The following is a 12405-nucleotide window of genomic DNA, read 5'->3' on the forward strand; positions in this document are numbered from 1 at the left end:
AGGAGCACTAAATGACAGCAGTAACGACCCCTGTCCAGAATCGCTACGAAGTCCGCAGTCTGGAACTGGCAGCCGAGGGAAGACAGCGCATCGAATGGGCGGCGCGTGAGATGCCGGTCATCCGCCAGTTGCGGCAGCGTTTCTCCCAGGAGCGTCCCCTCGCTGGCATTCGCATCTCCGCCTGCTGCCACGTCACAACCGAGACGGCTAACCTGGCCATCACCCTCAAGGCAGCCGGTGCCGACGCTCTGCTTATCGCAAGCAATCCCCTTTCGACCCAGGACGACGTCGCTGCCTCACTGGTGGTCGATCACGGCATTCCGGTCTTTGCCCTCAAGGGCGAAGATACGGCGACCTACCTGCGTCACGTGCGCATCGCCCTCGAACACCGGCCCCAGATCATCATCGACGACGGCTCCGATGTCGTGGCAACCCTGATCAAAGATCGCCCCGACCTGCTGTCCGAGGTGATCGGCACCACCGAGGAGACGACCACCGGCATCGTCCGCCTCAAGGCGATGCTCGCCGCCGGTGTGCTCACCTTCCCGGCGATGGCGGTCAACGACGCCGAGACCAAGCACTTTTTTGACAACCGCTACGGCACGGGCCAATCGACTTTAGATGGCATCATCCGCGCCACCAACATCCTGCTTGCGGGCAAGACCGTCGTCGTGGCCGGTTACGGCTGGTGCGGCAAGGGGGTGGCCCTGCGCGCCCGTGGCCTCGGAGCCAACGTCGTCGTCACCGAAATCAACCCCGTGCGCGCCATCGAGGCGGCGATGGACGGCTTTCGAGTGCTGCCGATGGCCGACGCCGCCCGCCAGGGGGATCTGTTCATCACCGTCACCGGCAACAAGCACGTCATCCGCCGCGAGCACTTCGAGGCGATGAAGGACGGAGCGATCGTCTGCAACTCCGGCCACTTCGACATCGAGATCGATCTGGTCGGTCTTGGCGAACTGTCGAGCGGCAAGCGCACTGTCCGCCCCTTCACCGAAGAGTACACCCTCAAGGCAGGAGGCAAGAGCGTGATTGTGCTCGGCGAAGGCCGCCTGGTCAACCTGGCCGCCGCCGAGGGCCATCCGGCCTCGGTGATGGACATGAGCTTTGCCAACCAGGCGCTCGCCGTCGAGTACCTGGTCAAAAACCAGGGCAAACTTACCCCCGGCATCTACAACATCCCCGACGAACTCGATCAGCAGATTGCCGCCCTCAAGCTTGCCGCGATGGGCATCGCCATCGACGTGCTCACCCCCGAGCAACTGCGCTACCAGGCATCCTGGGACGAGGGCACCGAGTAGAGCCGACCATCTTGCAAGTGCTACCATCGGGTAGCACTTGGGCATGTAGCTCAGCGGATAGAGCGTTCGCCTCCGGAGCGAAAGGTCGTGGGTTCGATCCCCGCCATGCCCGCTATCTTTTTCGGTCCATCCAGCTTCTGAGTTTTTCGCTGGTGGTCCGCCGGACAGGATCGGGGTTCTCTGGGTTATAGACAGACGCTTCAGGTAGCCGCCTCGACTTTTTGCGAGTAGAAGGAAGCCTCCTCCTGACCGGCGGCGCACTGGCGGGCAAAGGTGATCAGGTGATGGCCCACCAGGGCAATGTGAATCAGTTCCTCGATGCGTCCGGACTGGAGGGCAGGCAGCGCCATCTTCCAGAAGGTCTCGCGGTAGTCGCCAAGGATGCCAATCTTGAGCAGGATATTGCTAAGAATAGTAATGCCTTTAAGAATATTGTCCCAGCTGGTGCGCTGGGGGCTGTTGGGCAGGGCAATCCGGTTGGGGTAGGTGTGTTCGCAGTTGTAGGCGAAGCGCTCGTAGAGGTATTCGGGGGAGTAGACGGTGGTGATGCAGCGCCGCCACATCGCCATCACCTCGTCGTAGGGCATCTTAAAATCGACGTTCGACTCGCGTCCATCGAGATCGACGATGCGGCCTTCTTGTGCGAGGCGGTTCCAGAGGGGCGTGCGGGGCAGGGCGTGCAGCAGGTTGATCGTGAGCATCGGCAACTGCGAGAGGCGAATAAATTCGAGCAGCCGCTCGGCAGTCTGGGGGGTGTCGGTGTCGAAGCCAAGGATGATGCCCGAGACCACTTCCATGCCGTAGCTGTTGAGGACGCGGATCGCCTCAAGAATCGGCATACTCAGGTTGTGGGTCTTGGAGATCGATTTGAGCGCCTCCGGTTCGGGAGTCTCGATGCCGCAAAAGACGGTGCAGAAGTAAGCCTCGCGCATCATCTCAAGCAGTTTCGGGCTCTGGGCGATGTTGAGGGTGGCCTCGCAGGCGAACTGGATCGGGTAGCCGTTGCGCTTTTGCCAGTCGATGAGGTGGGGCAGCAGTTCAGCGACGGCCCGGCGGTTGCCGATAAAGTTGTCATCGACGAAGTAGACCGCGCCGGGGTTGCCGGAGCGCAGCATCGTGTCGAGTTCGGCCAGTACCTGCTCAGGAGTCTTGAGGCGCGGGTTGCGACCGTAGAGGGCCGGAATGTCGCAGAACTCGCAGGCGTAGGGACAGCCGCTCGAAAATTGCACGGTGCCCATCATGTAGTGGTTGAGGTCGATCTGCTCGTAGGCAGGAATCGGAAAGCGCTCCAGGGGCAGCCGCTCCTTTGTTTCAAGACGGATCTGAGCAGCGGGCCGCTCGCTGTGCAGGTCGATATATTCGATGAGCTGGTCAGTCGCGTCGCCCAGTTCGCCGATGTGAATCAGATCAAAGTCGGGGTAGTACTCCGGGCAACCGGAGACGGAGGGGCCGCCCACGGCGGTGATCTTGCCCCAGCGGTGGGCCAGGTCGCCAATCTGGTTAATCTGGCGGCGCTGAATGTGCATACCGCTTGCAATCACCGCGTCTGCCCACTGGTAGTCGCTCATCCGGGCCGGACGGATATTTTCGTCGATAAAGCGCACCTCCCAACTGGCAGGCATGTAGGCGGCGACGAGCAAAATGCCCTGGGGCGGCATGAAGGCGCGCACCCCCATCAGGGGAAAGGCGTGCTCGAAGGTGCCAAAAGAAGGGCTGTAGGCCGGAAAGACACAGAGGATCCGTTTTTTGTTGCGGGGTAGATAGGCGGTCCGGCGGCTTGGGGCGGCAATGGCAGCGTGGCTCATGGCGATCTATCCTGATGGGTTGGGGTGCCGCAGGCCACCTGGGGCCACTGGCAATCATCAGGGAAGGTAGCGCAAAAGTGCTGCCTTGCCAAGCCTGGAAGGGCTGAAAGTGCTCGCTAAGCCTCGTCGAGGGCAGCCACTCCCGGCAGGATCTTGCCTTCGAGAAACTCCAGCGACGCACCGCCGCCGGTGCTGACGTGGCTCAGCTGATCGACGATGCCCGCCTTCTCGGCTGCCGAGGCGCTGTCGCCGCCGCCTACGATCGACAGGTTGTCAGATTCGGCCAGCGCCTGGGCGACAGCGAAGGTGCCGTGGCTGAAGCCCGGCAACTCGAAGACGCCCATCGGTCCGTTCCAGATCACGGTACGTGCTTTTTTGACTTCGGCGACGTAGAGTGCTTCGGTCTTGGGACCGATGTCGAGGGCCATCTGGCCTTCGGGGATGTTGGCGTCGGGGGTGACGTTGGGGGTGTCACTGTCGGCGAACTTGTCGTTGGTGCGGTGATCTACCGGCAACAGGAAAGTTACCCCCCGCTCCTTCGCTTCGGCGAGCAGGTCGAGGGCGAGCTTGAGCAGGTCGATCGTCGTGCCGTCTTTTTTGGTGGTGCTCGTCTCGCAGCGGGAGGCACCGGTGGCGATACCCTGGGCCTTGAGGAAGGTGTAGGCCATTGCCCCGCCGATTACGATCGAATCGACCTTGGTGAGCATGTTCTGGATGAGCTGGATCTTGTCGCTCACCTTGGCACCGCCCATGATCGCAAGCACCGGACGTTCGGGGCTTTCGAGGGCTTTACCCAGATATTCGAGTTCTTTTTGCAGCAGCAGTCCTGCCACGGCGGGCCGCAGATAACGCGCCACCCCTTCGGTGGAGGCGTGGGCCCGGTGGGCGGTGCCGAAGGCGTCGTTGACGTAGAGATCGGCGAGGCTCGCCAGCTTCTGGGCAAATTCGGGATTGTTCTTTTCTTCTTCTGGATAGAAGCGGACGTTTTCGAGAAGCAGCACATCGCCGTCCTGGAGCTTTTTGACTGCCTCTTCGACTTCGGGACCGATCACGTCGTCCACCTTGGCAACCGGTTTAGAGAGCAGCTCCCCCAGCCGCTTTGCCACCGGAGACAGGCGCAACTGGTCGTCGAAGCCCTTGGGCCGCCCCAGGTGACTGACCAGAATCACCCGCGCCCCGCCATCGATCAGCTGCCGGATCGTGGGCAGAGCCGCCCGGATGCGCGTGTCGTCCGTGATCTGAGCGCTTTCATCGAGGGGAACATTAAAATCGACGCGCACCAGCGCCCGCTTGCCCCTTAGCTCTGCCGCTCCCAGGGCGTCAACTGTTTTTTTAGCCACCGTCAGTCCTCCCAACATCCTCCGCGATTATTGTCCGGCACAGGCTACCCCGCCGTCAAAGACCCGGTTTCAGTTTTGGGAAGTGATCGTCTCAGCAGTAAAAAAACAGCTGAAGATCCAGTTGTTCAGCAGCATCTGGGGCTTTTGCTCGAATAATAGTGGCCGGTAGGCGAGGGCCGTCGCCTGCACGTCCAGGCTGCGGGCGATCAACTGCCGGCGCACGGTATCGCTCAGTGGATGGCAACCCTGCCGGTCCTGAACAAAGCTGCAGCGCTCGATAACCACTTCGACCTCGCCGCGCCCAAGGGCCAGTACCTGGCGGCCCCGGCGGCGAAAGCAGATTAAAAAAGGATCGATCAGCGCCTCACCGGCCACGCGGTACTGCTGCAGCCAGTCGTGGGCGGGCAGATGGTTGCGGATGGCCGCTTCGCTGAAGGCGTCGCTCAAGCTGTCAGGTTGGGGACCAGGGTGGCAGAGCACGCCGAGCCTGAGGGCGTGCTGCAGTGGGTCGATCTCGCCCTGGAACCAGCCGACATGACGGGTGGAGGGGGGCAGCGAATCTATCTGACTTAAATCGAAGAGGGTGCCATCGGTAAACAGCTCACGGATGACCAGCCCACTGCCCGGATGGACGCGGCGCAACGCCTCGCTGTGCCAGGGCTGACCGAGCGCTCGCCCAATCGCAGCGATTAACCCCTCGGTGTCCCAACGGTGGGGGTCATAGCTCAAGTAGAGGTTGCCGTTCGCCGGCGAAGTCAAAACCGTATATAGCCCAGGTAATTTGCGCAGCGCCTGTTCCAGGCGGCCTGCCCAGGCCGGATCGGCCTCCAGACCCCGCAACGCCAGTTGCAGACGTCCTGGTATGCGGTGGCTCATCGGCTGGATCGCAATGGACAGACTCATGAATGCCTGCAGCTTCCAGACTCGTAAGAGCCTGGGTGGGATCGAAGTGTCTTTTCAGTATCGACGCGGGGATCGCCCTTTACGTCTCGATTTGGGATTTTTTTAATGATTGCTTGCTGCTCGCACGATAGCGCCGCACCTGATCAAAAATTTTCCGAACCTGAATAAACCAAACATCAAGAAATATTCAAATTTGCGCCGCATCTACTCACGAATTGTTGCAAAGCGCAACGGAAGATGGGTCTTTGTGCGGTCGGGCCATCGCAAAAAAGGATATAGCGCTTGTGCAGACTAAAAAACCCGCCCATCCGGAGGCCGTGGGCGAGTCTACAGGGGACCAGCGTCAAAAAGGGGATCAGCTAGCGCTGTTAGCGTGTTTGGCTACGTACTGAACGGCGTCGCCGACGGTCGTAATCTTTTCGGCCTCTTCGTCCGGGATCTCGGTGCCGAACGCCTGTTCGAGGGCCATCACCAGTTCTACTTGATCGAGGGAGTCCGCTCCAAGGTCGTTGGCAAAGCTCGATTCGGGGGTAATTTCTGATTCTTCGACCGAAAGTTGTTCGACGACGATCTTCTTGACGCGCTGATAGATTTCTTCTTCGTTCATCGTTGCCTCCAGAGATGGGCTGTAGGGACCGACTGTGTCTGAGTCCGATCGCTGATAGTACACTGCTTCGCGATTGGCTGCCAGTCCCCGACGTGCGATCCGGCTGATGGACAAGCGATACGGGATGCTGGACAGGCCCGGTGCTACAATTGCCGTACCTCGGGTCCAATCTTGTGCGCAACCGATGATTGCTGGGTTTTTACTGATCCTGGCCGTGCTCGTCGTGGGTGGGGCAATCGCCTACGGGGGCGATCACGTGGCGACCAAAATCGGCAGGAAAAAACTGAGCCTGTTCAATCTCCGGCCCAAAGATACAGCCAAGCTGGTAGCGGTCTTCACCGGGGTGATGGCGGCGGCGGCCTCGATGGCACTGGTCACCCTTTTCTCGGAGCGGGTGCGGGTCGTCCTCTTCGAGTACGACACGATCCAGGCCAGGCTCAACAGCGCTTCTAAACAAAAGGAAGCCGCCGAAAAAGAACTGCAGGCGGCCCAGGTCCAGCGCGCCGAAGTGCACGAGAAATTGCAGGCGGCTCTGACCGAGCGCCGGCAGACAGAGACCAGGCTGACGCGCCTGCGGGGGCTATTGAGTCAGGTGCTCGTCCAGCAGGCGCAAAACGAGCGCAAGCTGGCCGAAAGCCAGAGGTTGCTCACAAGCCTCGAAGGCCAGAAGCAGGTGCTGCGCCGCGACGCGCTGGCGCTCTTGCAGGAGACCCAGGCGCTCAGGCAGGAGCGCCGGGTGCTCGAAGCGAGGTTGACGCGCTACCGCAGCGACATTGCCCAGCTGGACCGCCAGAAAAGACAGCTGCAGATCGCCAATATCAGGCTCAACAACATCGCCAACGACCTCGAAACCAAGAATATCTCCCTGCGCTCGGGAGACGTGGTCTATCGCATCGGCGAGATCGTGGGCAAAGCCAAGATTCCCGGCTCCAGGGGTATGGCCGAAACCCAGCAGATCTTCAACGCCTTTTTAAGCCAGCTCGAACAAAAAGCGATCAGCGACGGGGCGCGCCCGGTGGCCGGCACGCGCTGCCGCTACGCCGTCTGCATCACCGAAAAGGAAGCGCGGGCGCTGGTGCAAAAACTCACCGCACCGGGCGAGCACGTTCTGCAGCTGCGGGCCGTCGATAGTTCCTTAAAAGATGAACCGGTCTGGGTCGCAGGCGACGTGCGCCCCAACAAGGTGCTGTTCCAGGAGGGGCAGATCGTCGCCACCAGCGAGATCGACGGCAGCGTTCTAGGCGAGGACGACAAGCTTAGAGCTTCACTCACCCAGCTATTTAGCGACGCCCGCAGCCAGGCGCTCAAACTGGGCATCTCCCTCAGCCCCGGCAGCGACAAGGGGGTGGGCGAGTTCTCCCGCGTCGATCTCGAACAGATGATCAGCGAACTGAAAAAACAGCCGAGCCTCGGCTCGATCACGCTGCAGGCGGTGGCCAAAAAAGACGTAGACACCTACGGCCCGCTCAAGCTGACGCTGATTGCCGTGCAAAATGGCCGGATCATCAGCAAGGCTGGTTAGCGATGATCCTGGGCATCGATCCGGGCCGCTCGAAGTGCGGGCTGGCCGTCGTCGGCCTCGACCGCAAACTCTATTACCGCTCGGTCGTGTCAGGGGACGAGTTGCTGGCCCAGGTGGGACGGCTGTTGGGCGAGCTTCCCATCTCGACGCTCGTCATTGGCGATCAGACCACTTCTACGTACTGGCAGGAGCAGATCAAAAGGGCGTTTCCAGAGGTCCGGCTGGTTGCCGTCGCCGAGCGCTACTCCAGCGAGGAGGCAAGAAAGCGTTACTGGGATCTGCACCCGCCCAAGGGGCTGTTGCGCCTGGTGCCCCGCGATTTTCGCCTGCCTCCGGAAGCCTACGACGATGTAGTGGCGATGATCCTCATCGAGCGCTATCTGGCGGGATTGTTGGACGCGGATCGGCGCTAAATGGCGGAATGGAACGTAAAATTAACTTAACAATGCGAGTGATGAGCACCCCAAATGACTGTCACCTACCCGCGCAAGCTCCGCGACCAGTTCGGTGCCCGCGAGATTCTCGAATTTGTCGTGCGCGATCCTGAAATTCACTACCTCACGCTCAATCGCTATCGTTATTCCGAGCAGCGCGCCTGCAAGGACCTGACCATTTTGATCGAGCGGCTCGATGGCAAGAACCGGGAACTGATCCGCGATCTGTCGCGCCACATCCACGACGAGGCGCGCCACGCCCAGTGGCTGACGGACCTGCTCTACGAACTGGGGGCAGAGTTGAACACGCCCCCTGGCCCGTCTTATATCGATGAATTTGAGCGGTTGCTCGACGACAACGGCGGCAGGCCCGGCCACGAACTGGACCTCGAAGAATTTTTAATCGATACTCTGGCGGCGATCAACGTCACCGAGAAGCGGGGCTGCCTGTACTTTTCTGCCCACATCCACGCCCTCAAGCAGGTACCCGAGACACGCGAAAACACGCTGGTCCACGAGTGCATCGAGCGCATTCTGCCGGAGGAAGCGGCCCACGTGCGCTGGGGCAACCGCTGGCTTGCCCAGATGGCCCGCACCTCGGCCAAAAACGCTGCCCGCGTCGAGGAGGCGAAGCGCCGCTACGCGGCGATCGAGCACGCCGCCTTCGAGGTGAGCATGGATGTCACCCTCGGGGCAGAGTGGCGGCGCACCCAGCGGCTGTTTGAGATCGCGGAGACCCTGCCGGTGTGGGAGCGGCCCGGCTACCTGATGGAGCACCTGCCCCGGATTGTGCCCGAGACGCAGCTCGCCCGCCTCACCTTTGCCCAGATGGCCTTCCAGCGCGACCCGGTACGCTTTGTTCAGCGCTTCTTGCCGGCCCTCCTGGGCTTCGAGCGCACAGATGAAATCCAGCGCAAGGCTTCTTAAGCCCGGCTGTAGGCAATCTGGGGAATCTTTGCCGGATCGAATGCCTCGATATTCTCCTCGCCGAGTTGCTGGAGGATTTCGAGGCATTCGGCACTCTGCTCTAGGAGCGATTCGACATCGACGCCTAGGTACTCCGGAACGAAGTATTCGAGCCGCTCGATGCCTGTAGAAAGCAAGATCACGCAGCCGCGCCAGTTGCGGTTGCCGAGGTGGTAGAAGGCGACGGCAAGCTGGAGGATGCCCTGATAAAACTGACGCAAGGGATTGATCGCCTCGTGCCAGATCGCTTCGAGCGTGTCGTGGCAGGCGTAGAACTGGCGAGCGTTGAATTCTTCAAGGCCGCGCCAGAACGTTTCGGGAATGCCCGGAGGATCAGCCAGCGGCGTTGACCTGAACGCGGACGGTGGCAAAGACATCCTGATAGACGCGCACCCGCACCGGGTAGACGCCCGTGCGCTTGATCGCTTCGTCGATCTGGATCTCGCGGCGGTCGATGGCCACACCGGTCTTGGACTGGATCACCTCGGCCACGTCCTGGTTGGTGACGGTGCCAAAAAGCTGGTTGCCGTCCTCGCCCACCTGGACGAAGACCTCGTAAAAACCGACGCCCTCAAGCAGTTTTTTGGTCTCGAGCGCCTCGGCCCTGAGTTTTGCCTGGATCTCGCGCTGCTTGGCCTGCCGTTGTTCGGCTTCTTTAATAAGACCCGGCGTCGCCCGCACGGCGAAACCCTGGGGAATCAGGTAGTTGCGCGCATAACCGGCTGCCACCTCGACGAGGGTGCCCGCTTTGCCCAGCGTGTCTACGTCTTTTTTGAGAACGATCTTGGTGCCCATCTTGCGCTCCTGCGCCCATAGGTTGTCGCACGATCGGCCATTATAAAGCAAACGGCAACGACATGTCTGCAGGAAGACCCAACAGGTGCGGGCCAGTGCCGAAAATAACGATCAATCAGGTGCTTCACTTCCATGCAGATTCTGGTTCTCAATGCCGGCTCCAGCAGCCAGAAGTGCGCTCTGTTCGATCTGACGGAGCCGCTGCCTGAAGCGGCTTCTGCTCCCCTCTGGCGGGCAGCCATCGACTGGACGAATCCGGACGGTGCCCAACTGAGCGTCAAAGGCGGCGACGGCGAGTCTACGAGTACTCCACTGCAAGTCGGCTCTCACCTCGAAGCGCTCGAGCACCTCCTCGCCCAACTCTGGCAGGGAGAGCACCGGATCATCGATTCACCGGAGGCAATTGCAGCGGTGGGTCACAGGGTAGTCCACGGTGGCCCGCACTACCGCGAGGCGACGGTAATCGATGGGCAGGTCAAGCGCACGATCGAGGCGATGGCGGCCTTTGCACCGGTCCACAATCCCGCCGCCCTCGAAGGCATTCGGGCAGTCGAGCAGTTGTTGGGCCCAGTGCCTCAGGTGGCCCTCTTCGATACAGCCTTTCACCGGGATCTGCCCGATCGTGCCGCCGTCTATCCCGGCCCCTACGAATGGCTCGACGCGGACATCCGCCGCTACGGCTTTCACGGCATCAGCTACGCCTACTGCACCGAGCGGGCTGCGCGCTTTCTGGAGCGCGAACTTTCGAGCTTGCGCCTCATCGTCTGCCATCTGGGCAACGGCTGCTCGGCGGCAGCGATTGCCCGTGGCAAGAGCGTCGATACGACGATGGGCTTCACGCCTCTAGAAGGGCTGATGATGGGCAGCCGCTCCGGCTCCGTCGATCCGAGCATTCTTATTTATCTCCTTCGCCAGATGACCCAACAGGGCCAGCCTCCCGAAAAAATTGCCGATTACCTCGACGACACCCTCAACAAAGCGTCGGGCTTGAAGGGCATATCCGGCCTCACCAGTGACATGCGCCAGATCACTGCTGCTCTAAATACAGGCAACGCCCGCGCCGGGCTCGCCTTCGACATCTACATCCACCGGCTCGTGAGCGCCATCGCGGCGCTGCGCACGAGCCTGGACGGCCTCGACGCGCTGGTGTTCACCGCCGGAGTGGGCGAGAACAGCGCCGAGGTCCGCGCCCACACCTGCGAGCGGCTCGCCTTTTTGGGTCTGCAACTGGACGGGGCAAAAAACCAGGCTCCCGGCGGCAGCGAGCGCGATATTGCTACGCCCGATTCAGCCGTGCGCATTCTCGTCATCCCGACCCAGGAAGACTGGGCCATCGCCCGCGAGTGCTATCGACTCCTCAGCGCGTCAGCCGCCGACAAAAGACAAAGATAAATAAGGCCACCGTGAAACTGCCCAGAAGGGCCTCGATCGCCGCAAAAAAGCGGGCGGTCCCCACCGGGTGAATGTCGCCGTAACCGGTGGTCGTGAAGGTGATCGTACTGAAATAGAAGGCGCGGGCCAGATCGAAGCGCACCGGAGCGCTGTTATCCACCAGAGTCAGGCCGCTGTAGATCAGGGCAAAGAAACCGATGAGCAGGATAGCAAACACCACCGTCCGCTCCGGTCGCTCGCCATAGCCGCAGGTGAGCCAGAGGGTGGTGAGCTTCCAGTACTCCGCTCCTTTGACCCGGCGGCGGCGCATCTCCATCTCCCGCTCGTAAAAGTGACCGGAGTGGTCGTGCTCGCCCTCGAGCTTGTAAATTTCTTTGAGCTGGCGGTAAACGTACTCGGCTTTGGTCCACTCGCTGCTCGCCTCGTAGCAGAGCTGCTCACCCAGGACTTCCGGCGGCGGTGGCAGAACAGTCTTCATGATCGCCTGGTACAGGCGTACCCCGCGCATACTGCGCACTTGGCGCAGATCGACCTCCGCAAACACTGCGTCCTCGCAGTCGGCGCGATCGAGCAGGGCTCCCTCCAGACTCGACTGGTGAAAAAAAGCGCGTTGCAGATTGGCCTCGCGCAGATCGCTGCGGCTCAGGCGCTGGCGCTGGAACGTGATGCCCCGCAGGTCCGCCGCGCGCAGGTACAGATCTTCGAGCAGCCAGACTTCCTGACGCCCGAGGCTCTCGAAGCACCTCCGCAGCTGGTCGTTGGCCTTGCCATCCCTGTTGAGGCGCAAGTAGCAACTGCCTGAACCGTCGAATCGATGCAGCGGACAATCTGCACAAACGTACTGCTCCAAAGCAGCTCCTCATTGAATATCCAGTCCGGCTTCAGTATAGAAGGCTCTCCAGCCTACCCGCCTCCATAGCAACCGACAGCGTGTCTGGAAAACAAACCCAGGACCGGACAAAAAATGTAACATATACAACGCTATTCCAAAGTCTGTCGTCTGGTATACGATTTTTGGAATAAGGCCATGAAGATCTGAAATATCCCCTGACGGCACTCCGGCTAACGATCAATTGTTGCGACACCCAGAAAGAGCAGAGCCATGCCTGATTCCTCGCGTCTCGCCCGCGTCACCATTACACTCTCCATGGCCATTCCCGAGGGCCAGACTCCGGCTGGAGCAGCGGAGTATATCCGCCATCTTTTTCCCCTGGTGCCCGACCACAACATTCTGGTCGTCGGCAGTTGGGAAGGCAGCCCTCTGCTGGAGCGCCTGTACCACCAGGCGGCTCCGTGGGAGGGTGGAACCAGCGATATACAATCGAGTAGATAAAGACAAT

General features: G+C 61.0%; 13 protein-coding genes and 1 tRNA gene. 7 read left to right on the plus strand and 7 right to left on the minus strand.

The window, feature by feature from the left end; all coding sequences use genetic code 11:
* Positions 1-11 precede the first annotated feature (11 nt).
* Both ahcY and GKIL_RS17425 read left to right on the plus strand, forming a co-directional pair.
* The gene (gene ahcY, locus GKIL_RS17420; RefSeq protein WP_023175123.1) at positions 12-1301 is read left to right on the plus strand and encodes an adenosylhomocysteinase; all 1290 of its coding nucleotides are present in this window, start codon (positions 12-14) and stop codon (positions 1299-1301) included.
* A 39-nt stretch (positions 1302-1340) separates the two neighbouring features.
* Positions 1341-1413: transfer RNA gene (locus tag GKIL_RS17425), tRNA-Arg, on the plus strand.
* Between the two features lie 88 nt (positions 1414-1501).
* On the opposite strand, the gene GKIL_RS17430 is transcribed toward GKIL_RS17425, so the two are convergent.
* The 4 genes from GKIL_RS17430 to acpP all read right to left on the minus strand — a co-directional run bounded on the left by GKIL_RS17430 (position 1502) and on the right by acpP (position 5956).
* Positions 1502-3106, minus strand: a complete 1605-nt coding sequence (locus tag GKIL_RS17430; RefSeq protein WP_023175124.1) for a B12-binding domain-containing radical SAM protein — start codon at positions 3104-3106, stop codon at positions 1502-1504.
* 116 nt (positions 3107-3222) lie between these two features.
* Positions 3223-4446: a phosphoglycerate kinase gene (locus GKIL_RS17435; protein ID WP_023175125.1), complete on the minus strand. Its 1224-nt coding sequence runs from the start codon at positions 4444-4446 to the stop codon at positions 3223-3225.
* Positions 4447-4515: 69 nt separating this feature from the next.
* Positions 4516-5349: a hypothetical protein gene (locus tag GKIL_RS17440; protein WP_023175126.1), complete on the minus strand. Its 834-nt coding sequence runs from the start codon at positions 5347-5349 to the stop codon at positions 4516-4518.
* A 355-nt stretch (positions 5350-5704) separates the two neighbouring features.
* Positions 5705-5956, minus strand: coding sequence for an acyl carrier protein (gene acpP, locus GKIL_RS17445; protein ID WP_023175127.1), 252 nt, complete (start codon positions 5954-5956; stop codon positions 5705-5707).
* Between the two features lie 184 nt (positions 5957-6140).
* Between acpP and GKIL_RS17450 the strand changes: the two genes are divergently transcribed.
* Genes GKIL_RS17450 through GKIL_RS17460 form a run of 3 tightly spaced genes read left to right on the plus strand, consistent with a single transcriptional unit; the run spans position 6141 to position 8839 of the window.
* Positions 6141-7478: a DUF3084 domain-containing protein gene (locus GKIL_RS17450; protein ID WP_023175128.1), complete on the plus strand. Its 1338-nt coding sequence runs from the start codon at positions 6141-6143 to the stop codon at positions 7476-7478.
* 2 nt (positions 7479-7480) lie between these two features.
* Positions 7481-7891 carry a RuvC family protein gene (locus GKIL_RS17455; protein WP_023175129.1) on the plus strand — a complete coding sequence of 137 codons (411 nt, stop codon included), beginning with the start codon at positions 7481-7483 and terminating at the stop codon, positions 7889-7891.
* A gap of 54 nt (positions 7892-7945) precedes the next feature.
* Positions 7946-8839 (plus strand): ferritin-like domain-containing protein, encoded by an 894-nt coding sequence (locus GKIL_RS17460; protein ID WP_023175130.1) that lies wholly within the window; start codon positions 7946-7948, stop codon positions 8837-8839.
* Here GKIL_RS17460 and GKIL_RS17465 read toward each other — a convergent pair.
* Both GKIL_RS17465 and rplI read right to left on the minus strand, forming a co-directional pair.
* Positions 8836-9249 (minus strand): DUF309 domain-containing protein, encoded by a 414-nt coding sequence (locus GKIL_RS17465; protein WP_223173780.1) that lies wholly within the window; start codon positions 9247-9249, stop codon positions 8836-8838. The two genes, GKIL_RS17460 and GKIL_RS17465, sit on opposite strands and share 4 nt — an antisense overlap.
* On the minus strand, positions 9212-9673 hold the full coding sequence (gene rplI / locus GKIL_RS17470) for a 50S ribosomal protein L9 (RefSeq protein ID WP_023175132.1): 462 nt from the start codon (positions 9671-9673) through the stop codon (positions 9212-9214). The genes GKIL_RS17465 and rplI overlap by 38 nt, the downstream gene beginning before the upstream one ends.
* 132 nt (positions 9674-9805) lie before the next feature.
* Between rplI and GKIL_RS17475 the strand changes: the two genes are divergently transcribed.
* Positions 9806-11065, plus strand: a complete 1260-nt coding sequence (locus GKIL_RS17475) for an acetate/propionate family kinase (protein ID WP_023175133.1) — start codon at positions 9806-9808, stop codon at positions 11063-11065.
* On the opposite strand, the gene GKIL_RS17480 is transcribed toward GKIL_RS17475, so the two are convergent.
* Positions 11031-11852 (minus strand): ion channel, encoded by an 822-nt coding sequence (locus tag GKIL_RS17480; RefSeq protein WP_041244032.1) that lies wholly within the window; start codon positions 11850-11852, stop codon positions 11031-11033. The two genes, GKIL_RS17475 and GKIL_RS17480, sit on opposite strands and share 35 nt — an antisense overlap.
* A 315-nt stretch (positions 11853-12167) precedes the next feature.
* Between GKIL_RS17480 and GKIL_RS17485 the strand changes: the two genes are divergently transcribed.
* The gene (locus GKIL_RS17485) at positions 12168-12398 is read left to right on the plus strand and encodes a hypothetical protein (RefSeq protein WP_023175135.1); all 231 of its coding nucleotides are present in this window, start codon (positions 12168-12170) and stop codon (positions 12396-12398) included.
* Positions 12399-12405 lie beyond the last annotated feature (7 nt).

This window comes from Gloeobacter kilaueensis JS1 (assembly GCF_000484535.1).
GTDB classification, from domain to species: Bacteria; Cyanobacteriota; Cyanobacteriia; order Gloeobacterales; family Gloeobacteraceae; genus Gloeobacter; species Gloeobacter kilaueensis.